This window comes from Haloarcula sp. CBA1115, from assembly GCF_000827835.1.
Lineage (GTDB): Archaea > Halobacteriota > Halobacteria > Halobacteriales > Haloarculaceae > Haloarcula > Haloarcula hispanica.
In genome coordinates, this window is sequence record NZ_CP010529.1 from 3,116,841 (window position 1) to 3,138,433 (window position 21,593).

The window sequence follows — 21,593 nt, forward strand, 5'->3', positions numbered from 1 at the left end:
CTACAGCTCTCCGGCGACGATATCGGCGACACGCTGACGGTCGAACAGGTTCCGGTCCACGTCGTACACCTGCGACGCGGCCCGTTCCGTGAGGACCAGGCTCGTTATCGGCCCCTGGTACAGCGGGCCACCGCGATACACGTTCCCGTTCTGTACCGCCGTCAGTTCGCTTCCGCTCTGGTCCGATTTGAGGAAGCTGACGACCGTGTCCTCGAACTCCGAGCGCGTTTTGTTCTCCTGTCCGCGCAGGAGCAGGTACTCCGGATCGATGTCGAGCAGGGTCTCGAAGTCGACCTTGCTGCGGTCTGCGTGGAAGTCCCTGACATCGGTCTTCGCGAAGGCATCGCGTACCCCGAGGTCTCGCCACTGTTTGAAGCTGGTCCCGGCCTCGATGAGGTACGGTGAGAAGCTGGTGGGCTCGTCGCTGCCGGCCCATACGATAGCTACCTCGGGCCGTTCGGACTCCGAGTCCGGCACGAGGTCTTCCAGGCTCGTCTGGAATTCTTCGTGGAGAGTCCGGAACGCCTCGAACCGGTCGGTCCGCTGGAACGCCTGGGACAGTTTCTCGAAAGCTTCGTACAGCGTGTAGTAGGTGTAGTCGTGCCACTCGTAGCCGGTCGAGAAGATGCTGTTCCCGAAGAAGGGACCGACCTGGGTTTCGATTTCGTCGATATCCGACTGTTCCCAGGACCCGCGGCTCTGCAAGAAGTTCGGGTCCATGACGTGGATGTCGGCGTCTATCTCGTAGAACTGCTCTTTCCCGACACCGCTGTCCCCCCACAGCTTCTGGATCGAACTCCCGTCGACGCTGACGCCCGGGATCTCGTCGTAGTACTGAGTGTGGTATCGGGAGGGGAGCCAGACGCCCTCTGGTGCGTCGAGGCCGAGCGCGATCCCCATGTCGGCCCAGCTCCCGTTGTTCGCGACCCAGCCCTCCGGAACTGCCTCGAACGTGACCTCGCCCACCGGTTCCATCGCGACGGAGTAGCCCGACTCCGTCGGTTCCGTGGTCGCTGTCGCGGTCGTCGTACCGGAATCCGTCGCGTCATCAGTCGCGCCGTCACCACCGCTCCCGGCCTCGGACTGACCCGAGCAGCCGGCGACGGCACCTGCCAGGCCGACACCGGTCGCAACGATGTACTCTCGTCGGTTCATATCTTTTTAGGCTTGCCTAAATGGTTTAAATCTTCCCATATTTAGGTAGCCCAAAAACGCCATGAATCGACAAACAGCACCATAGCCCCCGACAGTGAGAATCCACACAAAGTATATCCGTGTGTGCTAACCACACACGAAATATGCAGGAGGCCTGGCTCCAACTACAATGTCCGGCGTGTTCAGTTGCCTGGGAAGAGCAAGTGTCCGACCTCCCGGCTCCGGAGACACAGTTCGTCTGTGACGACTGCGGGGCCGAACGGGCGCTGTCGGAGTTCATGCGGACCACCCGCGACCTCGAAGTGCTGCAGGAGTTTACGGACTCTTAGTATCGCGCTCGCGCCGCCGCCTTCCACTCCTCGCCCCGCTTGACGTCGTTCGGGGGGCGGCGCTTGCCCACGCTCGCCAGCCGTCCGGCCAGCGTCCACTCGTCCACGTACTCGACGGTCGAGCGCTGCGATGACGCTTTAGCAGCGCGCCGGCGGTCGGTCAGGTGAGCGCTGATCACAGCGGCGATAGCCGCTGCTTCTGCCTGTGACGCGTCCGCCGGTATCGACAGCGACAGGTCCTCGGGGCCCTCGATATCGGTAAGCGGCGGCGTCTCCGCGTCCGACTGCGGTGTGTTGCGAGTCGCCATATTACAGCGGGATATTGCCGTGGTCTTTCGGCGGCGTGTCCTCGCGCTTGCGCTGCAGGAGGTCGAGGTCCTGAATGAGGCGCTTGCGCGTCTCTTTCGGTTCGATGACGTCGTCAAGATAGCCCCGTTTCGCCGGCCCGTACGGATTGGCAAACTCGTCGCGGAACTCGTCCATCAGTTCCTGACGCTTGGCATCCGGGTCGCCGGCGTCCGCGATCTCGTTCCGGTAGAGGATGTTGACCGCGCCCCGTGGACCGAGGACCGCCATCTCCGACCCCGGCCAGGCGTAGTTCACGTCGCTGCCGAGGAACTTCGAGGACATGACGATGTACGCACCGCCGTAGGCCTTCCGCACGACGACCGACAGCAGGGGCACCGTCGCCTCTGCGTAGGCGTAGATTAGCTTCGCGCCCCGCCGGATGATGCCGTTGTGCTCCTGGTCGGTGCCGGGCATGAACCCGGGCACGTCGACGAGCGTGAGGATGGGGATATTAAACGAGTCACAGAAGCGGACGAAACGGGCCGCTTTCTCCGCCGCGTCGATGTCGAGTGTCCCCGCGCTCACGCGTGGCTGATTGGCGACGACGCCGACCGACTGGCCGTCCATCCGCGAGAAGCCCACGACGACGTTGCGCGCCCAGTTGCCGTGAACCTCGAAGAAGGAGTCCTCGTCGACGATGGCGTCGATGACTTTCGTCATGTCGTAGGGCTTGCGCGGGGCCGACGGGACGATATCAGTCACGCCGGGAATTTCCCGGTCGGGGTCGTCCCACGGCTTGACCCGCGGCGGGTCCTCCATGTTGTTCGCCGGCAGGTACGACAGGAGGCGGCGGATGTTTTCGAGCGCTTCCTCCTCTGACGGGTACGAGAAGTGAGCGACGCCGGACTTGGTAGAGTGAGAGCCCGCACCGCCGAGTTCCTCCTTCGACACCTGTTCGCCGGTCACCGTCTCGATGACGTCCGGCCCGGTGATGAACATGTGGCTGGTGTCCTGCACCATGAAGGTAAAGTCAGTCAGTGCCGGACTGTAGGTGGCTCCACCGGCACACGGCCCCATGATGGCTGAAATCTGCGGGATGAGCCCACTAGCCTTGGTGTTACGCTCGAAAATCTTGGCGAAACCCACCAGCGAGTCGACACCTTCCTGAATGCGCGCGCCGCCGGAGTCGTTGAGGCCGATGACCGGGACGCCGTTTTCGATGGCCCGGTCCATCACCTTACAGATCTTGTCGGCGACGACCTCGCCGACCGAGCCGCCGAGGACGGTGAAGTCGTGGGCGAACAGGAACACCTTCCGACCGTCGACCTCGCCGTAGCCGGTGACGACCGCGTCGCCGGCGAAGCGCTTCTCCTCCATGCCGAAGTTCGTCGACCGGTGCTCGACGAACGGATCGACTTCGTTGAACGTGCCGTCGTCGACGAGAAAGTCGATACGCTCGCGGGCGGTCATCTTGCCCTTCTCGTGCTGGGATTCGATACGGGCCTCGCCACCGCCGAGCTCGGCCTCGGCTCGTTTCTGTCGCAACTCCTCGACCGCGTCGTCGGGCGCGGTCTCGTCTTCTGGTTCTTCCTGCTGACTCATGCTACCACTCCATCCCGCCGTTGACGCCAAGTACCTGTCCAGTCATATAACTCGATTCTTCGCTCGCGACGAACCTGACGATGCCGGCGATGTCTTCGACGCGTGCGAACCGGTCGAGCGGAATCTCCCGCAAAATCTTCTCTTGAACGCGTTCGGGCACCTCCTCTAACATATCGGTCTTGACAAAGCCCGGCGCGACGCAGTTCGCGGTCGAGCCCGTGTGTGCTAGTTCGAGCGCTAGGGTCCGCGTAAAGCCGAACAGTCCGGACTTCGTCGTCGCGTAGTTGGCCTGTCCGATGTTTCCCTGCTGGCCGACGACGCTAGAGATATTTATCAGTCGGCCGTGCTCGGCGTCGCGGATGTCGTCGTAGAACGCCTTCGTCCCGTTGAACACGCCGCCCAGGTTGACGTCGATAACCGTCTCCCAGTCTTCACGGGTCATGTTCTCGAATTTCTTGTCGATGGTGATACCAGCGTTGTTGACGAGCACGTCCGTGGGACCGAACTCGTCGGCCACCCTCTCACGCATCGCCCGGACTTCATCGAGTTTCGCCACGTCGGCCTGCGCCGCGATAGCATTGCCACCGCTTTCGCGGATATCCTCGACGACGGCACGGGCTTCCGCTTCCGAGGACCGGTAATTTACGACGACGTTGGCCCCGTGAGCACCGAGGTCTTTGGCGATTCCGCGGCCGATACCGCGCGAGGACCCGGTGACGACACAGGTCTGATTATCCAGGTTCATTTGTGGTTGATCGGAGCCCTGTTGCTTCGTACGCTCATCACCTAATCTGGCAAAGCACAGCCAGATAATAGTTCTCCTAATACAACATTAAACGTCAGATTTAGAATATAATGATGTTCCGATTTCGGGATACATGATGTCTGGAAAACAGATCTACGAGGGCAGCAAAGTGAGAACGCCAAATCTTTTAGGATGGCCTAAAGAGGTAGGGCCAGTACATGACAGCCGACATCTGCGTGATGGTGCCGACGATTCGAAACCACGAATGCATGCGTTCGTACTTCCAGAACGCCCGGAACCACGGGTTCGACCTGGACCGACTGTTCGTCGTGCTCATCACCGAGGACTTCTGTGACACCGACGCGATGGAACAGATGCTCGACGAAGAAGGCGTCGACGGGGCCGTCTACGACGGGACTGCTCGCGAAACCTGGTTTGAGAACCACGGCGCGAGCGAGTATTCGCACCTTATCCCCGAAGCGAGCCACGCGCAGACGTCGTTTGGCCTCCTCTACATGTGGGCCAACGACTACGAGTACGGTGTGTTTATCGACGATGACACGCTGCCACACGAGGACGCAGACTTCTTCGGGACCCACATGTCGAACCTGTCCTTCGAGGGCGAGATAGAGACGGTCAGCTCCGACGAGCAGTGGGTCAACGTGCTCTACCAGAACGAGGACGAGCACGGTCTCTACCCGCGCGGCTACCCCTACGCCGCGATGGACGAGGAAGTTTCGACGGAAGCGACGCAGGTCGACGATGTGGTCGCCTCTCAAGGCCTCTGGACGAACGTACCGGACCTCGACGCCGTTCGTATCCTGATGGACGGCGACCTCCAGGGACAGGCCCAGACCCGGACGAGCGAGGCGGACTTCGGCGAGGACTTCGTCGCCGCCAAGGGCCAGTACCTCACCGTCTGCTCGATGAACCTCGCGTTCCGCCGGGAAGTGATTCCGGCGTTCTACCAGCTCCCGATGGACGACAACGAGTGGGACGTGGGCCGCTTCGACGACATCTGGTCGGGCGTGTTCCTCAAGCGGGCCTGTGACGTGCTCGGCAAGCAGATCTACAACGGCGACCCCCTCTGTGAGCACAACAAAGCGCCCCGCTCGACGTTCTCGGACCTGACCAACGAGGTCCACGGGCTCGAACTCAACGAGCACGTCTGGGAGATCGTTGACGAGGCCGGCGCGGACGCCGACTCCTACGCCGAAGTGTTCGACGCAATCGGGACAGCGATGGCCGACGGCGATTTCAGCGACTGGGAAAACGGTGCCTTCCTTAACTACTGCGGGGAGTTCATGCTCGACTGGCTGGAATGTCTCGACGAACTGGACGCCGCCGCGACGGAACAGGTCCCCGCGACCGCCGACGACTAGAAAGGCCTAAGTTGTTTAGGCAACCCTAAATCAAACAATGAGTGATTCTAACGATCTGACTGGACGTAACGCGACGCAGTCTCGACGGCGCTTCCTCGCTCTCGGCGGCGCGACTGCCGCAACAGCGCTTGCCGGCTGTTCCGGCATTCTCGGTGGTGGCGATGGCGGTGAGGGTGGAAGCAACGGTGGAACTGATACCGGCGTCGGGCAGATTTCCCTTTCGGACTTCCGTGGGTCCGGCCCACTGGTGGAACAGCGGGACGCTCCCGGCGGCACCTCCATCGAGGAGTTGCCGGACCTCAGCGGCGAACTGACGCTGTATCTCGGCGGTGGCGAGGGTGGACTGTATCTCGACCTCATCAACCTGCTCGAACAGCTGTATCCGGACTTCACGGCGAACCACCGGCTCGAAGCCTCCAGCGACCTCGCGAACACGATTATCGAGGAAAACGAGGCCGGCGCGAGTCCCGCCGACGTGTTCATGTCCATCGACGCCGGTTCGCTCGGTGCCGTGGCCAACGCCGGTGCGACCGCGAGTCTCCCCGAAGAGGCCCTTTCGACGGTCCCCGAAGCCTACCAGGACAGCGAGGGCCGCTGGGTTGGCATCGCCGGTCGCGCCCGGGCGATCCCGTACAACACGAACCAGATCTCCGAATCCGACATCCCATCGACAGTTCAGGAGTTCCCCGAGACGGCTGCGCTGGAAAACAGCATGGGCTGGGCACCGAGCTACGGCGCGTTCCAGTCCTTTGTCACCGCGATGCGGCTCATCCGCGGCGACGACGAGACGATGTCGTGGCTCCAGGCGATGCAGGACCACGGTATCACTACCTACGACGACGAGTTCCGCGTTTCCAACGCCTGCGCCGACGGTGAACTCACCGCCGGCTTCGCCAACCACTACTACACGCTTCGGGTCCAGTCCGCCCGCGACGACTCGCCCATCGGCCTCGCGTTCACCGAGGGCGACGCCGGCGCGCTCGTCAACGTCTCGGGGCTGGAAATCATCGACGGAACCGACAACGCGGACCTGGCGTCGAACTTCGTCCGGCACGTTCTCTCGGCGGAGGCCCAGGAGTTCTTCGCCACCCGGACGTTCGCGTATCCGATGATTCCGGGCGTCGCACCGGTCGGCGACCTGCCGCGCATCGACGACCTGAACCCACCGGACATCAACCTGACCGAACTGGCCGACGTGGCCGGAACCGTGGACTTACTTCGGGACGCTGGCGTCCTCTAATATGGGCACAAAAGACCGGTACGAGCGGCTTCGGGAGCAGGCGACGACGTCGGAACGAGACTCGTCGCCGCACACGCTGCTCGCAGTGGTCTCGCTGGCGATCTCGCTGCTGTTACTGGCACCGCTGGTTTGGATCTTTCTCAGGGCAGGTGAAATCGAGTTCGCGCGTGCGGTCGAATTGCTGACAAGCGACACGACCGTCTCGGTGACGCTGAACACGCTGGCGCTGGTGACTGGTGTCACTGTCGCATCGATTCTCATCGGCGTCCCGCTGGCGATTCTCACCGCCCAGACCGATCTGCCGTTCAAACGGTTCTGGACGATCACGTCCGCGTTGCCACTGGTCGTTCCGAGCTACATCGGGGCCTTCGCGTTCGTCTCTGCCTTTGGCCCCCGTGGCGTCCTCGCGGACCTGCTCTCGCCGCTCGGTATCGAGCAAATCCCGACGATATACGGCCTGCACGGCGCGATACTCGTCCTGACACTGTTTACCTACCCGTACGTATTCCTGACTACGCGCGCGTCGCTGCTGTCGTTCGACGGGACCGTCGTCGAGGCCGCCCGAACGCTGAATCACACTCGCTGGGAGGCGTTCCGCCGCGTCACGCTACCACAGATCGCACCGGGCATCGCCGCCGGCGCGCTGCTGGTGGCACTGTACGCGCTTTCTGACTTCGGAACGCCGGCGATTATGCAGTACGACGTGTTCACGCGGATGATCTACAACGAGTTCGGCGCGCGCCGACTGGACTACGCCTCCGTGCTCTCGATGCTGTTGCTCGTGATGGCGCTCGGCATCCTCGCCGTCGAATCCCGGCTCAGCGCGGGCCGGGACGGTGCCTACGTCAGCAGCGGTTCGCGCCGGCCCGGTCTCATCAGGCTCGGGTACTGGAAGGCCCCGGCACTGCTGTTTTGCGGTGCCATCGCGTCCCTGTGTCTGGTGCTTCCCATCGGTATCCTGCTCCAGTGGCTCCTCCGTTCCGGCACGGGCTACAGCGGCGGTGGCTTCGCGTTCGAGGCGTCCTATGCCTGGAACTCGGTCGGTCTGGCCGCCGCCGCGGCCGCTATCTGCGTCGTGGCGGCGCTCCCGATTGCGTACCTCGCCGCGCGGGGCACGTCGGGTATTTCGTCACTTCCCGAGCGGGCCACGTACGTCGGCTACGCGGTCCCCGGTGTCGTTCTCGGCCTCGCGCTGGTGTACCTTGGGCTCCGGTACGTCCCCTTCCTGTACCAGAGCGTCATCCTGCTGGTGTTCGCCTACGTGATTCGGTTCCTCCCGCAGGCCGTCGGGACAACCGAATCCTCGATTCTCCAAGTCGATCCGCAGTACATCGAGGCGGCGCGGTCGCTGGGCTACCACCCGCTCTCGGCGTTCCGGAAGGTCGTCTTGCCGCTCGTCGCGCCGGGTATCGCCGCCGGGGCCGCGCTGGTGTTCCTGACGACCATGAAGGAATTGCCGGCAACGCTGATGTTACGCCCGACGGGCTTCGAAACCTTCGTCACGTACATCTGGCTCGTCCAGGGTGCCGGCTACTACGGACAGGCGGCGGTCCCGGCCCTCGTGCTCGTTGGCCTTTCCGGACTCTCCATGCTGGTCATTCTTCGACGGGAGGACACAAGCTAATGTCTCGACAAACACGCACACAGCAAACATCGGACTTCGACGACGTGGACGCAGCGGTGGCAAACCCGAACCGGACCGTGCTGGAACTGGACGATGTCTCCAAAGACTACGGTCACGAAGTCGCCGTTGAGAACCTCTCGCTCGACGTGAAAGACGGCGAACTACTGACACTGCTGGGACCGTCCGGCTGCGGGAAGACGACGACGCTCCGGATGATTGCCGGGCTGGAACGCCCCTCTGACGGACAGATATCAATCGCCGACGAAGTCATCGCCGACGGCTCCTCGTTCCGCAAGCCCGAGGAGCGCAACGTCGGTATCGTCTTCCAGGACTACGCCCTGTTCCCGCATCTCACCGTCGCCGAGAACATCGCGTTCGGCCTGACCGAGATGGAGGAAGACGCTGTCGGAGAGCGGGTCGACGAACTGCTCGAACTGGTCGACCTGTCGGCCCATCACGACAAGATGCCGAGCCAGCTTTCCGGCGGCCAGCAGCAACGCGTCGCGCTCGCGCGCTCGCTGGCCCCGGAGCCTGACGTCCTCCTGCTCGACGAGCCGTTCTCGAACCTGGACGTGCGCCTGCGCGTCGAGATGCGCGAGGAGGTCCGCAAGATCCTCAAGCGGGCCGGCGTCACCGCCATCTCCGTGACCCACGACCAGGAGGAGGCGCTGTCGATCAGCGACCGCGTCGCCATCATGAACGACGGGACCATCGCTCAGATCGGCGACCCCGCTGAAGTGTTCGAGAACCCCGAGAGCCGCTTCGTCGCGAGCTTCCTCGGCCAGGCGAGTTTCCTCTCGGCCCGGGTGACTAACGACCAAATCGAGACAGGGCTGGGCTCGTTCGACGTGGACCTGCTGAACGGGCCAGTTGCGGCGTACAACGGCGCAATGGTGGACGTGCTCGTCCGGCCCGACGACCTGCAGGCGATGCCGACGAACGAGTCCAAAGCCGACGGCTACGTCGTCCATCGCCAGTACAACGGCCCCTCGTTCGTCTACCGGGTCGAGCTCCACAGCGGCGACGTCGTCCACTGCATGCACAACCACGTCGAGACGTTCGAACCGGGCCAGCCCGTCGAGGTCGACTTGGTCGCGGACCACGACCTGGCCTGGTACCCGACGGAATGAATCGACTGCGCCGGCCGGGGGTACAGGCGGGGCTGGTGGCGCTGCTGGGCGGGATCACCGTTTTCACGCTTGCCCACGTCGTTTTTCCGCACCACACCACCAACCATGACGAGGGCGTCTACCTCCAGCAGGCCGCGATGTTGCTGGAGGGGCAACTGTTCATTTACCCCCCGGTCGAGGAGTCGTTCCGGCCGTGGTTTTTCGTCGCCGACGGCGAGCGGCTGTATCCGAAATACGCGCCGGTTCCGGCGGCGATGTTCGCCGTCGGGAAACTACTCGGCGGCTACCGCATTGCGCTCGGCCTGATTTCGACCGGCGTGCTGGCGCTGACCTACCACACCGTCCGTGAGGCATTCGACGCTCGAACCGGCGTGGTAGCGACCGTCCTCATGCTCGGATCGCCGCTGTTCCTCGTCGAGGCGTCGGTGTTCCTCTCGTACGTGCCGACGACGCTCTGGAACCTCGGCTTCGCCGCGGCGTATCTCCACGCCGACCGGACGGGGAGCCGGAAGACGGCGGCGTGTGCTGGGCTCGCGATCGGCATCGCCTTTTTCGCACGGCCGTACACGGCGGTGTTGTTTGCGACGCCGTTCATCGCCCACGCGCTGTGGTCGCTCCGGACGCGCGACCCGGCGCGGTTCACGCGACTGTCGCTGACTGCCATCGGCGGGCTCACCGGCGTTGCCGCGACGCTTGCATACAACCGCGTCGTCACCGGCTCCGCGCTGTTGTTCCCCTACGAGGTGTTCGCCCCGCAGGACGGCCCGGGCTTCGGCTACCGAGAGATTCTGGGCTACTCGCGCGAGTTCACGCCAGCGATGTCGCTGGACGCGAACGCCGAACTCCTCTGGAAGCTCGTCACCCAGTGGGTCGTCGCCGGGCCGCTGGGAACGCTCGCTGCAGCCGTCGGACTCGGGGCTGCCGTGCGCCGCGGGATAGATGGTCGACAGGCGGCGCTGGCCGGCGTCCTCCTGACGGTCCCGCTCGGCAACGGCTACTTCTGGGGCACCGTGAACATGCTCGGGGACCTCTCGGACCCGACCGACGGTCTGGTCGCCTTCCTGGGGCCGTTCTACCACGTCGACATGCTCGTCCCGCTGACGGCCTTCGGTGCCGTCGGGGTCGTTGCGGTCGCTCGATGGACGAGCCGACTCGTCACCGACCAAGTCAGCGCCGACCGCGTCCGTCCGGTTCTGCTCACGATAGCGCTCTGTAGTGCGGCGCTGGGCGGCGGCGCAGCCGTCACAGCGGCGGCCGACCCGGTCTCGGACAACTACGCGGTGACCCAGCAGCTAGAGCAGGCCTACGAACCATTCGAGCAGCGTGACCTCGACAATAGCCTCGTCCTGCTTCCCACGCCCTATGGCGACTGGCTCAACCACCCGTTCCAGTCGGTTCGCAACGACCCCGGCTTCGACGGCGACACCGTCTACGCGATGCAACACCGCCAGTTCGAGGTGCTCGACGCCTATCCCGAGCGGGACTACTACCGCTACGTGTTCCGCGGCGAGTGGGTCCCGTATCTGGGGCTGCCCGTCGAGCCGCGACTCCAGCCGGTGTCGGTCGCGGAGGGCGAGACGGTCCAAACGGACGTGTCGGCGTCGGTTCCGGAGCAGGCCGCGCTGGTCTCGATCCGGCTCGCAAGCGAGGGTGAGAACGACTACGCGACAGTTACCGGAACGGACCGGCTGGATCTGCAGCTCTCGACCGACCGGAATCGGACGCGGCTCACCGGCGACGGAATCGACGACCAGGTCAGCGTCCCGACGCCGGAAGACGGGACGGTCACGCTGATTATGTTCGTCGACTACGGCACCGGCGCGGGGTTCGAGTACCGCGCGGAACTCCCGGTCGAGCAGACAGACGAGAGCGTCCGGGCGCTGACGCCGCGGCTCGAAGTCTGTCGGGACCAGCGCCGCTGCGGCGGCGAAGCGGCCTACGTCCCGGGCACGCATCGCGATGGCATCAGCATGAACGCGACCACGACAAGCGAGAATACGTGAGACTCACCGATGACTGACTACGAACTCACCAGACGCGACGCACTGAAAGCACTCGGCGCGGCGGGTGTCACCGTCGCCGGCGGCGCGGCGGCGCTCGCCTGGGACAGGTCGACAAGCGACGATGCTGACGAGTCAGCCGAGGCCGACGCCGCCAGTTCCGAATCGAGCTTCGGGGACCACGAACGCGAGACGTACCGTGCCGTCGCCGCTATCGTCTATCCGAGCGAGGTGACGGGCGTCGCTGGATTCGTCGACAGCTACGTCGCCGGACGGGTCGAGGCAGACCCCGAACGAGCCGAAGCCATGGCGGCAGCGGTTTCGGCTCTGGACACGTACACCCGAGAGTGGGAAGGCACCGACTTCGTGGCGGTCGATGCTGCGACGAAAGAAGATACGCTTCGGGGAATGGGGGTCAAGGCCTCTGATCCGGACCCACATGGCGACCCGAGGCACCGCGTCCGCTACTACCTCGTCAACGACCTCCTGTTCGCGCTGTACAGTTCGCCGACCGGCGGTAAGCTCGTCGGCATCGAGAATCCACAGGGCCACCCCGGTGGAACGGGTAGCTATCAGCAGCCACCGAACGACCGATAAGCCGGGTCCCGTCGTCGACTGCTTCGGCGGTGTTACCGGAACCGTTCTTCGAGCGCAACGCGGACGATAGATTTCGCGATGGCGGCCCCGCCGGAGAACGGGTCGAGCTTCGTCTCGCCTTTCCGCTCGTCGTACGCGATGGGGCGCTCACACACGTCGTAGCCACGCATCAGCGGCCGCATGAGCAGTTCGGCCGAGAGTCCGGTGTTCTCGGTCCAGACGATCTTCTGGAGGACCTCGCGGCGGTACGCGCGCATTCCAGTCGTCGTGTCGTGGACGCGCTTGCCCATGAGCACGCTCGCGAGTAGCGCGAACAGTTCGTTCCCCAGTTTGTTCATCGCCGGCATCTGTTCGGCCCCGTAGTACAGTCGGTCACCGCTGACGACGTCGGCCCCGTCGTTTATTTCCGCGAGGAAATCGGGCAGGCGTTCCATCGGATACGTGTCGTCGCAGTCCGTCGTGACGACGACCGGCCGGTCCGGTGTCAGCACGGCTTCGCGGACTGCCACGCCGTACCCCTGCGGTTCCTGTTGGATGACTGTAGCGCCGTGCTCGCGGGCGATCTCCGGTGTCCGGTCGCTGGACCCGTCGACACAGACGACTTCGGCGCGCCCGTCAGTCACTGCAGCGATGTCATCGAGCACGGTGCCGATTGCTTCTTCCTCGTTGTACGTGCCCATAACGACCGCGAGGTCGTCGAAGGTGTAGCCGGCCGGTTCGTCGCTCCGTGAACCCTGAATAGCCATTGCTCATCCGTCAGAACCCACGGTTCTTGAATGTTTAGGTTTGCCAAAATCAGCGGTCGGCGAGATACGTTTCTATCGGGGTTGCATCCGTCCAGAGGTGCGCAAACAGGTCCCGTGCCCACGAAATAGCGCTGTCCGTTTCGGAGACGATTTTCGCCGACGGCCAGGCTCCGTCGAGTTCTGGGAGCGTCAGGATCATCCAGTCGTCGGCGACGGCAAGTGCGTACGGGACCTCCGTGACACGAACGGTCGTCTCCTCGTATCGATTCATATCGAGCGAGACGGACTCCTTGCCGAGTATCTCGTCGATGACAGCACAGCTTACCACCAGTCTCGAGTCGGGGCTATCTGGCATCGCTTCCTCGTACTCTGGGTGGTAGACGGGCGAGACCACGTCGCAGTTCTGGACGCTCTCGACGCGGGTGACGACTTCGCGGACCGGGCGGTTGATATCGGTCTGCGTGCCACGGATGACGGTGTATTCGTCGAGTTCCGGGAGGCGACACCGGAACGGCTGTGGCAGAACTGATGTATCGTGGGACTCCCAGTACTGCGGGGCCACGGCGAAGAGTTCCTCGAGGCGTTGCTGGCGGTGAATCGTATCCGCGACGAGGCGGCCGGTGCCGGTGAGTCGCCAGCCGTCATCCATCGAGGTGACCAGACCGCGGCCTTCGAGGTTCGAGAGCGCATCGTATATCGCGGACTCGCTCGCAGTGACCGCTGACAGCAGTTCGTTGGTGGCCTTGGCTCCGGGACACAGCGAGCCGATGATGTCCGTCCGGACGGACGACGTTCGGACGTACTGAATAACTGATTCTACGCCCATACTGTCCCCATATACTGTAGCTCATATTTTTCGTACATATCAGTTTCCATTTGTAATGGAATACTCTCCGGAAGCTGTACTATTCTCCCGGGCATTGGATATTATTGCAGCCAATGTGTCCATCTTTTTTACCGCTCGTGATACAGACACTGTTGCTGTCCACGTACGACCACGTCCCCGCTGAACGCGATGGAGCACGTTGGTCTTGTGGAATTGCCACGTTCGGGCCCGGCGATATCGTGCCTCTGACATACTTCGCCAGCCCGAAGGGTCATGCAATCACCGTGGGTTGCCCGCCCACGGTGCTCATTGTCTCCGCTGTCGTCTCGTCCAGCCGCATCTGTTTACTTCGGACTCCGTCCGTCGGTTCCGTATCGACCGTCTGTAGTCAGGCGGTCACCGTGAGAAACAGCTACAGCCGACAGTGTCAGTTCTCGGGCGGTTCGTCCGTTCCGATCCGGATCTCGTACGCCTCCATATCCTCGAACGCAGCGACTTGTCCACCGACTTCTACCGGCCCCTCGGCCGTCTCGACGACCAGCGTCGCGACCTCGCGGTTCGAACTGAACGACGCCTGGTCCACTTTGCCCTCGACGACCCGGTGGTCGCCCGTTTCCACGTCCCGCCCCTCGATAGTCGCGTAGAACTCCCCGTCCAATGTCATCAAGTCAGAGATACAGCGCCTGATCGTCCCGTAGCGGCGCGGGAACGGCAGCCCGTCCCCGTCGCTGGCAATCGTTTCGGCCGTTGTCCACAGCACCGTGTTGAGGAACCCGGACACCAGAAACCCGAGTTCCGACCGATTGAATATGACGCCGTATCTGTCTGTGTCGCCGCGGACGCTCTCGCGGGTGGCGTACATCGAGTAGTTCCCATCGGCGACGGCGACGACCGGTGTCGTGATACCGCGGCGGGCCTTCACCGTGGTCGCGATGGACTCGTAATCGAACCGCGCTGGGTCGGGAGCGTCCACACCCGGTGAAATGAGAATTTCAATAGCGATGCCGGACTGCTTCCGGGCCGCGAGTCTGTCTTCGAACCGCTCTAGCAGGGCCGGGGTCAGCGACAGCGTCAGTTCGTACTCGGCCGTCTCGATGATGTCTTCGAGGTACCGGAGTATCGTCGGCCGGGATTTGACGAGCGAGACGGCTTCCGGCTCCCGTGCGGGGGCCGTGTAGCGCGAAGACAGGTCGTCGACGAGGTCATCAAGCGAGTCTTGAATCCCCTCGAAGGCTTCCCGAGGATCGATAGCCAGGACCTTCATCGGCCGGGACTCCTTGAGTTCGACGAGCCCGACGTCGCTGAGGCTCCGGACCGTATCGTACACCCGCGGCTGTGGAATGTCCGTGTTCTCCGAGATCTCCGACGCTGTCAGCTCACCGTGTTGCAACACGGCCAGGTAGGCTGAAATCTCGTACTCGCCGAGATTGAACCGCGCAATTACCTGTTCGAGCGATGCTTCCAAGTCGTCACTAGACATAGTGGAGCGTTTGCGAGTCGAGTACTAAGAACTTCGGCACTCTATTCAGCAGCCAGTTTCAGAACCAGTCATGTGACTCTGTGCTACTGTTGGTTGTCCCGTCACAGCGGCTGCCTACTCCTGTGACTCCGATCGTTCGAGTCGACACGGCAAAAAAACTGCGTGCTGTCGCTGGGTTATTAGTAGGCGCTGGAAATCTGGGAGACGACGTCCGCGGGCGCAGCACCGGAGTTCAGCGATGAGATAGCGGATTCGAGCGAGGACTTGACTGCCGGCGGTGCGGCCAGACCGTGCGCGACGGACGGCGGCTGGGCCTCGCTGTTCTGGAAGTCCTCTATCTGGTCCTTGGAGAAGTCGTTGAACGGGTCGGTGTTGACGTCGGTCCGCGGCGGAATCGACCCCTTCTTCGGGTTGAAGATCTCCTGTGCCTCCGTCGTCCCGACGAACTGGCACCACAGCGTGGTCGCTTCCGGGGACGGGTTGTTGACCGGATACGGGAACGAGTCCATGTTGAGGGCATAGTAGCCGTCGGTTCCCGGGAATGTCACATGGTCCCACTCCTCGCCGTACGTCAGGTCGTTCGTGAGGTACGTTCCGGCCGCCCAGTCACCCTGGTGGAGGAACGCCGCTTCGCCGTTGATGACCTGATTGTTGGCCTCGGTCCAGGAAATCGAACCAGCGTCGCTCGGGATGTAGTCGAGATAGGACTGCGTCGTCTCGACTGCCGACTCGAGCGCGTCGCTGTTGGCGTCGACCTCACCGTCGACGAAGATAGCGCTGTAGGTCTCGGCGTCCGTTTCGCCGAGGAGGACAGTCGCGAACAGCTGGAAGCTGGACCACGGCGACCCGGTCTGGTGTGCCATTCCGGTGTAGCCGGCATCGTTGACCGTCGCCATCGCGTCGACGAGGTCAGACGGCGTTTCGAGGGAGGCCGGATCGACCCCGGCGTCCTCGACGACCTCGACGTTGTAGAAGAGGTTGTTGATCCGGTGGATGTTGAGCGGCACCGTCACGTAGTTCCCAGCGGGCTGGGCCGCGTCCTTGACGCCCTGAAGGTAGGCGTCCTCCATGCTGTTCTCTGACCACACGGAGTCGCCGATATCCTTCAGCAGGTTCGCATCGGTGAAGGGGAGCAGATTGTTTCCGGGCCAGGCTTGCCACGTACTCGGGTGGTTGCCGTTCTGGACCCGTGTCCGGATGTTCGCCTGCAGGTTCTCACCCGCACCGCCGGCGATGAGGTTCTCGTCGAACGGGACGTCCGGGTGTTGCTCCTTGAACGCATCCATTACGGACTGAATCGCTTCCAGTCCGTCGCCCTCGCCCCACCAGTGGGCGACTTCAAGTGTGCTGTACTGTGTCCCGCTGTCAGTACTGCCGCCGTCGCTGCTGCCGTCACCACTGCTGCCGTCACTACCATCACCGCTGCTGCCATCGCCGCTGCTGCCGTCACCGCCGTCACTCCCACCGCAGCCAGCCAGCGAGGCCGCACCTGCTGCACCAGCAATCCGAAGAGCGTTACGCCGCGTCAACCGTCTGTTTGAATTGTCATCAGCCATGGTTGCACCAATACCTCATAATTCCTTATTGAAGATTCGCACTTAATACTTCTGTATAGCGAAAATCAGCATTTGACATTCGGGTCGGTCCCGATAAATCATCTATATCCCACGATTCTTCGGGTTTGAGTGGAGAAAGAAATTAATCGAATGCGAGTAAATACCTCACAATCTTACATCTACTATCTTACATATACCGACATATCCCCGTCTAAATGGGGGGTGTTCAGGCCAAACTGCCGTGAAAAAGCTCGGGCGCGGTCCGGCCCGAGGGTTACAGCGAATCGAACTCGACGACTGCCTTTATCTGGTCGTCCCCATCCTCGAAGGCCGCCTCGACGTGTTCCGGGTCGGTAACCGTCGTGACCAGATCATCGAGCAGCCACTCCGGAAGGTCCTGTAGGGTCTCGACGGCGTCCTCGAAGTGCGAGACGTGTGAGTTGACCGTGCCGATGAGACACTTGTTGTGCAGGACGATCTCGTTGTGTAGCGAACCACCGTCGACTTCGAACTCCCACGGCTCCGGGATGCCGAGCAACACGCCGACTCCGTTCTGGTCGAGCGCCTTGACCGTCTGGAACGCGTGCGGGGCGAACCCGGTCGCCTCGTAGATATAGTCCATCGCCTCGTAGGCCTCCGGGAGTTCGTCCACCGGCGTTTCGCGGGAATCGACGTACGTGCTGCCGATCTCGTCGATGATGTCGACCGTCGGGTCGGGTCGGTCACGCCGACCGACACAGTAGGTCCGGTCGTACTCCTGGTCGAGCATCCACAGCGTCAGCAGGCCGAGCGAGCCGTTGCCCAGCACGCAGGCGGATTCCGGTCGCCAGTCGAACGGTTCCCGCGTCGCGTAGGCGTGCTCGTTGGCCTTCTCGGTGATCGAGAGCGGCTCGACGAGGAAGCCGTGCTCCGCGACTGACTCGGGGACCGGGACGAGGAAATCCGCCGGCGAGGTGAAGTACTCCGCCATGAAGCCGTGGTCACCGACGATGCCGCGTTCCGTGTACTCGCCGTCCGGAGCCATATCAGGCTCACCTCGGCGGAAGTAGTCGTTCGTCTCACCGTTCGGTTTCCGTCGGACGGTCGGCGCGACGACCTGCCCCGCCTCGAGCCCCGTGCCATTGGGCTCTTCGACGACGCCGACCGCCTCGTGTCCGAGAACCATGTGGTCCGCCCCGTCGGGGAACCCGCCGTGGGACCCGTTCAGGACTTCGTGGTCTGTGCCGTCAACACCAACGCGGAGCGTCCGGACGAGTGCCTCGCCCGGGTCAGGCGACGGTCGCTCCCGCTCTAAGAGCTGTGGGCCGTCGTCGTCCCGCGTAACACCAATCACTTTCATGCCAGGCAGAGAGTGAGAACACTGGGGATTAAGTCTTTCTTCAGGGTTCTGCCTCACCGACACTGACGGCCGTGCCAGTCTCGCTGGAGCGGTAGATTCCGTCCATCACACGCTGGACGCGAAGCGCCTGTTCAACGGTGTTCGTCGACGGCGGCGTCCCGTCTCTGACTGCGGAGACGAACCGCGCCTGTTCCCGGTGCTGTGGGTCCGACCGTTGCGTCTCGATGTCGGTCGTCCGGTGGTGCATCCGGCCGGTGTCGGCGGTTTCGAACAGCGTCAGCGACTGGTCCGCGAGGTCGAGTTTCGCGCCCGCCCCGGTCCCGCGGACGTAGTACTCCTGGCTGTCCGGCCGGTTCGTCGCCCACGCGACCTCCAGAGAGATCGTTGTCCCGTCGTCACAGCGGATGAAGGCGCTCGCCGAATCGTCGACGCTGAACTCGGCCGCACCGTGATCCTCGCCCCACATCTCGACGTACGCGTACTCCTCGTCGACGCCGAACTGAGCGCGGGTGTCGCCCGACACCTCGACGACCTCGGGATGGTCGGCGACGTGCAGCGCCAGGTCGATAGCGTGCGCGCCGATATCGATGAGCGACCCGCCGCCAGCCACGTCGCTGCGCGTGAACCACGACCCCCGGCCGGGGACGCCGCGACGCCTGATGTAGTTCGCTTCGATGTGAGACACCTCGCCAATATCGCCCGCATCGCGGTAGCCCACAAGCGTCTGGACCGGGTCGGCGAACCGGTTGTGGAAGCCGACCATGCAGAACCCGTCGGCCGCGTCGGCGGCCGCGGCGATCCGCTCGGCGCTTTCGAGCGTGTGGGCCAGCGGCTTCTCGACGAGCACGTCTAGCCCTGCCTCAAGGGCTGCGACGACGTACTGTTCGTGAAACTTGTTCGGCGTCGTCACCAGCACGGCATCTACCGTCTCGAACATCGCCGCGGCTTCCTCGTACACCGCCGCGTCGTACGTCTCGGCGAACCGGCGGCGCGCGTCGGCATCGACATCGACGCCCGCCGCTATCGAGACCGGCTGGTCGAGCTGTCGGAGGTTGGTACAGTGGATGGCCGCGATGTTCCCCAGTCCGATGATGCCTATCCGAACGGTCTCAGTCATGTCTCTCGAAGTCTGCACCCGGTGTCGGGTTAATACAACTGCTTTTCACGCTCTTCGCGTTCCTCTTCCTGTTCCTGCTTTGCCTTCTCACGGCGTCGACCGCGCCGATACTGGATGATGCCGGGGACGATTTTGTTCTTCAGGTCTAGGATGAACGACACGATACCGTACGCCCAGAAGAAAAACAGCACGAGCATCCCGCTCCAGTACAGCATCGCGAGGTGGCTGCTCATATCAGTCGTCTGATTCTACTTCGCTACTGGATGCAGTGCCTTCGGCCTCGTACGGGATGAGGTCGTGGACGATCGCGTCGCCGGTGGCCGAGTCGAACAGGTGGACGTTCCGTCGGTCGATGACGACCCCGATCTCGTCGTCCTCTTCGAGGTCCGAGTCGGGATCGATGCTCATCAGCAACTGGTCGTTCGTCGCCAGTTCCTGAGACATCGACGTTTCGCCGTCGCCCAGCAGCAGGTAGGCGAATATCTCGTCACCCATCGGTTCGAGAATGTCGGTCGTCGCCGTAATCATTCCCGACGGGTCGGGGACCTCTGACTTGAATTCGCCCGGGTAGATGTCCTCCGGGCGGATGCCGAGTGTCACGTCGTCACCGACTCCGACGCCTTCGATGGACGAGGGATTGAATTCGAGGGAGAAGTTCGGCGTCTCAAGTGTGGTCTCGGTGACTGTCCCCTCGACGAAGTTCATCGACGGCGAGCCGATGAACCCGGCGACAAAGAGGTTGTCCGGCTCGTTGTAACAGGTCAGCGGCGGGTCGATCTGCTGGAGCTGCCCCGAATCGAGGACAGCGATCCGGTCGGATAGCGTCATCGCCTCCTCCTGGTCGTGGGTCACGTAGATGATCGTCGTGTCCAGTTCCTTGTGCAGGCGCTGAAGCTCCGTCCGCATATGGACCTTGAGCTTCGCGTCGAGGTTCGCCAGCGGCTCATCCATCAGGAACACGTCGGGCTCACGCACGATAGCGCGGGCGATGGCGACGCGCTGACGCTGTCCACCGGACATCTCTTCGGGCATCCGGTTGAGCATTCCCTCTAGCTGGACGATGTCCGCGGCCCGCTCGACGCGGCGGTCAATCTCGTCTTGCGGGTAGTCCCGCAGCCGCAGCCCGAAGGAGATGTTGTCGTACACGTCCATGTGCGGGAACAGCGCGATGTTCTGGAACACCATCGCGATGCCGCGGTCCTTCGGCGGGAGGTTCGTCACCTCGCGGTCGCCGATATATATCTCGCCCTCGGTCGGGATGGTGAGCCCGGCGATGGTCTCCATCGTCGTCGACTTCCCGCAGCCCGAGGGGCCGACGAAACAGATGAACTCGCCGTGGTCGATGTCAAGGTTCATGTCGTCGACCGCGGTGACCACGTCACCCTGGTCGTCGTAGCGCTTCGTTACGTGTTCGAGTCGTACTCTTGCCATTGTGTTACTCCTTGAGTGCGCCTGAGGTCAGTCCGCTGACGATGCGTTCCTGTGCGACAATCACGAGAATGACGACGGGGAGGACCCCGACGATACTCGCCGCCGCCATGAGGTTGAACTGCGTGGTGTACTGGGTCTGGTAGCTGAGAATCCCGCCGACGATAGGCGACCACTTGGCCGCCTCCGGCGAGGTCGCCATGATCGAGCTGAAGAAGTACTCGTTGTAGACGGCGATGAACGTCAGCACGGCCGCCGTCGCCACGCCCGGCGCAGACAGCGGCATGATGACCCGGAACAGCGCGCCCAGTCGCGTCGTTCCTTCGACCCGTGCGGCGTCCTCCAGCCCGTCGGGAATCTGGCCGTAGAACGTCGTCAGGATGAAGATAGACAGCGGCATGAACAGCGCGCTGAACGGCAGCACCATCGATCCCGGGGTGTTCAGCATCCGTGGCGGGGTAAACAGCGGGATGGACGTGAACGGTATCGTGATCGGGGCGTTGCCGGCAAAGGCCTGGAACAGCGGGATGACGAACGCGGCCGGCGGGAAGTAGCTGATCGCCAGGATACCGAGCATCAGCAGTGCGCGGCCGGGGAACCGAAGTCGGCCGAACACGTAGCCGGCGAGGCTGGCGACGAACAGGACGATGACCGTCGTCGTGACCGCCAGCGCGAAGCTGTTCAGCATGTACAGGTGGAACGGCACCTGTTCGAAGACCGTGACGAACGCGCCCGGGTTGAAGCCCTTCGGAACCGGCAGCGGGAACGTCCCGCTGACGCCAAAGAGGTTTACTGTCGGGAGGAAACTGCCCGAGAGCAGGTTCCCTTCGGGGGTCACCGCCAGCACGATGAGCCAGTAGAAGGGGAACAGCGTCGTCACCAGGAAAAACACCATCGCCGCGTAGAACAGCGCCCGGTACACTTTTTCCGGGTCCTGGATGGCGCTCTGGGTCCAGCGCTGTAGCGGTCCGTCGCTCGACTGCTCCTGGGTGTCGGTTGGCGTTGCCAT

Annotated in this window: 20 protein-coding genes; 7 read left to right on the top strand and 13 right to left on the bottom strand. The window is 63.2% G+C overall.

Translation table 11 applies throughout. The features are described from left to right. Entirely contained in the window at positions 1-1,155 is a 1,155-nt protein-coding gene (locus SG26_RS15635) for an ABC transporter substrate-binding protein (protein WP_050038071.1), read from the bottom strand. Positions 1,156-1,298: 143 nt separating this feature from the next. On the opposite strand from SG26_RS15635, the gene SG26_RS15640 reads away from it, so the two are divergent. Further along, on the top strand, positions 1,299-1,484 hold the full coding sequence (locus SG26_RS15640) for a hypothetical protein (protein ID WP_008309156.1): 186 nt from the start codon (positions 1,299-1,301) through the stop codon (positions 1,482-1,484). Here SG26_RS15640 and SG26_RS15645 read toward each other — a convergent pair. From SG26_RS15645 to SG26_RS15655, 3 genes are read right to left on the bottom strand one after another with little or no spacing between them, the layout of a single operon-like run. Beyond that, a complete protein-coding gene (locus SG26_RS15645; protein WP_050038072.1) occupies positions 1,481-1,792 on the bottom strand; it encodes a hypothetical protein in 312 nt (103 codons plus the stop codon). The two genes, SG26_RS15640 and SG26_RS15645, sit on opposite strands and share 4 nt — an antisense overlap. A 1-nt stretch (position 1,793) precedes the next feature. Continuing rightward, entirely contained in the window at positions 1,794-3,374 is a 1,581-nt protein-coding gene (locus SG26_RS15650; RefSeq protein ID WP_050038073.1) for an acyl-CoA carboxylase subunit beta, read from the bottom strand. Position 3,375: 1 nt separating this feature from the next. Beyond that, positions 3,376-4,119 (bottom strand): beta-ketoacyl-ACP reductase, encoded by a 744-nt coding sequence (locus SG26_RS15655; RefSeq protein WP_014040367.1) that lies wholly within the window; start codon positions 4,117-4,119, stop codon positions 3,376-3,378. A 218-nt stretch (positions 4,120-4,337) separates the two neighbouring features. On the opposite strand from SG26_RS15655, the gene SG26_RS15660 reads away from it, so the two are divergent. From SG26_RS15660 to SG26_RS15685, 6 genes are read left to right on the top strand one after another with little or no spacing between them, the layout of a single operon-like run. After that, positions 4,338-5,501 (top strand): hypothetical protein, encoded by a 1,164-nt coding sequence (locus SG26_RS15660; RefSeq protein ID WP_014040368.1) that lies wholly within the window; start codon positions 4,338-4,340, stop codon positions 5,499-5,501. Between the two features lie 37 nt (positions 5,502-5,538). Beyond that, positions 5,539-6,741 (top strand): extracellular solute-binding protein, encoded by a 1,203-nt coding sequence (locus tag SG26_RS15665; RefSeq protein ID WP_225308105.1) that lies wholly within the window; start codon positions 5,539-5,541, stop codon positions 6,739-6,741. A 1-nt stretch (position 6,742) separates the two neighbouring features. Continuing rightward, the gene (locus SG26_RS15670; protein WP_014040370.1) at positions 6,743-8,365 is read left to right on the top strand and encodes an iron ABC transporter permease; all 1,623 of its coding nucleotides are present in this window, start codon (positions 6,743-6,745) and stop codon (positions 8,363-8,365) included. Next, complete coding sequence (locus SG26_RS15675; RefSeq protein ID WP_050007216.1) at positions 8,365-9,495, top strand: ABC transporter ATP-binding protein; 1,131 nt, start codon at positions 8,365-8,367, stop codon at positions 9,493-9,495. Before SG26_RS15670 ends, SG26_RS15675 begins: the two co-directional genes overlap by 1 nt. Next, a complete protein-coding gene (locus tag SG26_RS15680; protein WP_023843262.1) occupies positions 9,492-11,498 on the top strand; it encodes a glycosyltransferase family 39 protein in 2,007 nt (668 codons plus the stop codon). Before SG26_RS15675 ends, SG26_RS15680 begins: the two co-directional genes overlap by 4 nt. A gap of 9 nt (positions 11,499-11,507) precedes the next feature. Then, positions 11,508-12,092 carry a gluconate 2-dehydrogenase subunit 3 family protein gene (locus SG26_RS15685; RefSeq protein ID WP_014040373.1) on the top strand — a complete coding sequence of 195 codons (585 nt, stop codon included), beginning with the start codon at positions 11,508-11,510 and terminating at the stop codon, positions 12,090-12,092. A 32-nt stretch (positions 12,093-12,124) separates the two neighbouring features. Here SG26_RS15685 and SG26_RS15690 read toward each other — a convergent pair whose 3' ends face one another. From SG26_RS15690 to SG26_RS15730, 9 genes are all read right to left on the bottom strand, one after another. Next, a complete protein-coding gene (locus SG26_RS15690) occupies positions 12,125-12,838 on the bottom strand; it encodes a dolichyl-phosphate hexose transferase (RefSeq protein WP_050038074.1) in 714 nt (237 codons plus the stop codon). A gap of 49 nt (positions 12,839-12,887) precedes the next feature. Continuing rightward, positions 12,888-13,664 (bottom strand): winged helix-turn-helix domain-containing protein, encoded by a 777-nt coding sequence (locus SG26_RS15695; RefSeq protein WP_014040375.1) that lies wholly within the window; start codon positions 13,662-13,664, stop codon positions 12,888-12,890. Between the two features lie 427 nt (positions 13,665-14,091). After that, on the bottom strand, positions 14,092-15,144 hold the full coding sequence (trmB, locus tag SG26_RS15700; protein WP_014040376.1) for an HTH-type sugar sensing transcriptional regulator TrmB: 1,053 nt from the start codon (positions 15,142-15,144) through the stop codon (positions 14,092-14,094). Between the two features lie 179 nt (positions 15,145-15,323). Continuing rightward, positions 15,324-16,700, bottom strand: coding sequence for an ABC transporter substrate-binding protein (locus SG26_RS15705; protein WP_050038075.1), 1,377 nt, complete (start codon positions 16,698-16,700; stop codon positions 15,324-15,326). Between the two features lie 274 nt (positions 16,701-16,974). Further along, the gene (locus SG26_RS15710; RefSeq protein WP_050038076.1) at positions 16,975-18,039 is read right to left on the bottom strand and encodes a glucose 1-dehydrogenase; all 1,065 of its coding nucleotides are present in this window, start codon (positions 18,037-18,039) and stop codon (positions 16,975-16,977) included. A gap of 40 nt (positions 18,040-18,079) precedes the next feature. Next, positions 18,080-19,156 carry a Gfo/Idh/MocA family protein gene (locus tag SG26_RS15715; RefSeq protein WP_050038077.1) on the bottom strand — a complete coding sequence of 359 codons (1,077 nt, stop codon included), beginning with the start codon at positions 19,154-19,156 and terminating at the stop codon, positions 18,080-18,082. 29 nt (positions 19,157-19,185) lie between these two features. Further along, positions 19,186-19,389 carry a hypothetical protein gene (locus SG26_RS15720; RefSeq protein WP_014040380.1) on the bottom strand — a complete coding sequence of 68 codons (204 nt, stop codon included), beginning with the start codon at positions 19,387-19,389 and terminating at the stop codon, positions 19,186-19,188. A gap of 1 nt (position 19,390) precedes the next feature. After that, entirely contained in the window at positions 19,391-20,587 is a 1,197-nt protein-coding gene (locus SG26_RS15725; protein ID WP_014040381.1) for an ABC transporter ATP-binding protein, read from the bottom strand. 4 nt (positions 20,588-20,591) lie between these two features. Next, entirely contained in the window at positions 20,592-21,593 is a 1,002-nt protein-coding gene (locus SG26_RS15730) for a carbohydrate ABC transporter permease (protein ID WP_050038078.1), read from the bottom strand.

Bases quoted from the DNA above. Each gene is read 5' to 3' on its own strand.
- SG26_RS15635 (WP_050038071.1), bottom strand. From the start codon at position 1,155: ATGAACCGACGAGAGTACATCGTTGCGACCGGTGTCGGCCTGGCAGGT.
- SG26_RS15640 (WP_008309156.1), top strand. From the start codon at position 1,299: ATGCAGGAGGCCTGGCTCCAACTACAATGTCCGGCGTGTTCAGTTGCC.
- SG26_RS15645 (WP_050038072.1), bottom strand. From the start codon at position 1,792: ATGGCGACTCGCAACACACCGCAGTCGGACGCGGAGACGCCGCCGCTT.
- SG26_RS15650 (WP_050038073.1), bottom strand. From the start codon at position 3,374: ATGAGTCAGCAGGAAGAACCAGAAGACGAGACCGCGCCCGACGACGCG.
- SG26_RS15655 (WP_014040367.1), bottom strand. From the start codon at position 4,119: ATGAACCTGGATAATCAGACCTGTGTCGTCACCGGGTCCTCGCGCGGT.
- SG26_RS15660 (WP_014040368.1), top strand. From the start codon at position 4,338: ATGACAGCCGACATCTGCGTGATGGTGCCGACGATTCGAAACCACGAA.
- SG26_RS15665 (WP_225308105.1), top strand. From the start codon at position 5,539: ATGAGTGATTCTAACGATCTGACTGGACGTAACGCGACGCAGTCTCGA.
- SG26_RS15670 (WP_014040370.1), top strand. From the start codon at position 6,743: ATGGGCACAAAAGACCGGTACGAGCGGCTTCGGGAGCAGGCGACGACG.
- SG26_RS15675 (WP_050007216.1), top strand. From the start codon at position 8,365: ATGTCTCGACAAACACGCACACAGCAAACATCGGACTTCGACGACGTG.
- SG26_RS15680 (WP_023843262.1), top strand. From the start codon at position 9,492: ATGAATCGACTGCGCCGGCCGGGGGTACAGGCGGGGCTGGTGGCGCTG.
- SG26_RS15685 (WP_014040373.1), top strand. From the start codon at position 11,508: ATGACTGACTACGAACTCACCAGACGCGACGCACTGAAAGCACTCGGC.
- SG26_RS15690 (WP_050038074.1), bottom strand. From the start codon at position 12,838: ATGGCTATTCAGGGTTCACGGAGCGACGAACCGGCCGGCTACACCTTC.
- SG26_RS15695 (WP_014040375.1), bottom strand. From the start codon at position 13,664: ATGGGCGTAGAATCAGTTATTCAGTACGTCCGAACGTCGTCCGTCCGG.
- trmB (WP_014040376.1), bottom strand. From the start codon at position 15,144: ATGTCTAGTGACGACTTGGAAGCATCGCTCGAACAGGTAATTGCGCGG.
- SG26_RS15705 (WP_050038075.1), bottom strand. From the start codon at position 16,700: ATGGCTGATGACAATTCAAACAGACGGTTGACGCGGCGTAACGCTCTT.
- SG26_RS15710 (WP_050038076.1), bottom strand. From the start codon at position 18,039: ATGAAAGTGATTGGTGTTACGCGGGACGACGACGGCCCACAGCTCTTA.
- SG26_RS15715 (WP_050038077.1), bottom strand. From the start codon at position 19,156: ATGACTGAGACCGTTCGGATAGGCATCATCGGACTGGGGAACATCGCG.
- SG26_RS15720 (WP_014040380.1), bottom strand. From the start codon at position 19,389: ATGAGCAGCCACCTCGCGATGCTGTACTGGAGCGGGATGCTCGTGCTG.
- SG26_RS15725 (WP_014040381.1), bottom strand. From the start codon at position 20,587: ATGGCAAGAGTACGACTCGAACACGTAACGAAGCGCTACGACGACCAG.
- SG26_RS15730 (WP_050038078.1), bottom strand. From the start codon at position 21,593: ATGGCAACGCCAACCGACACCCAGGAGCAGTCGAGCGACGGACCGCTA.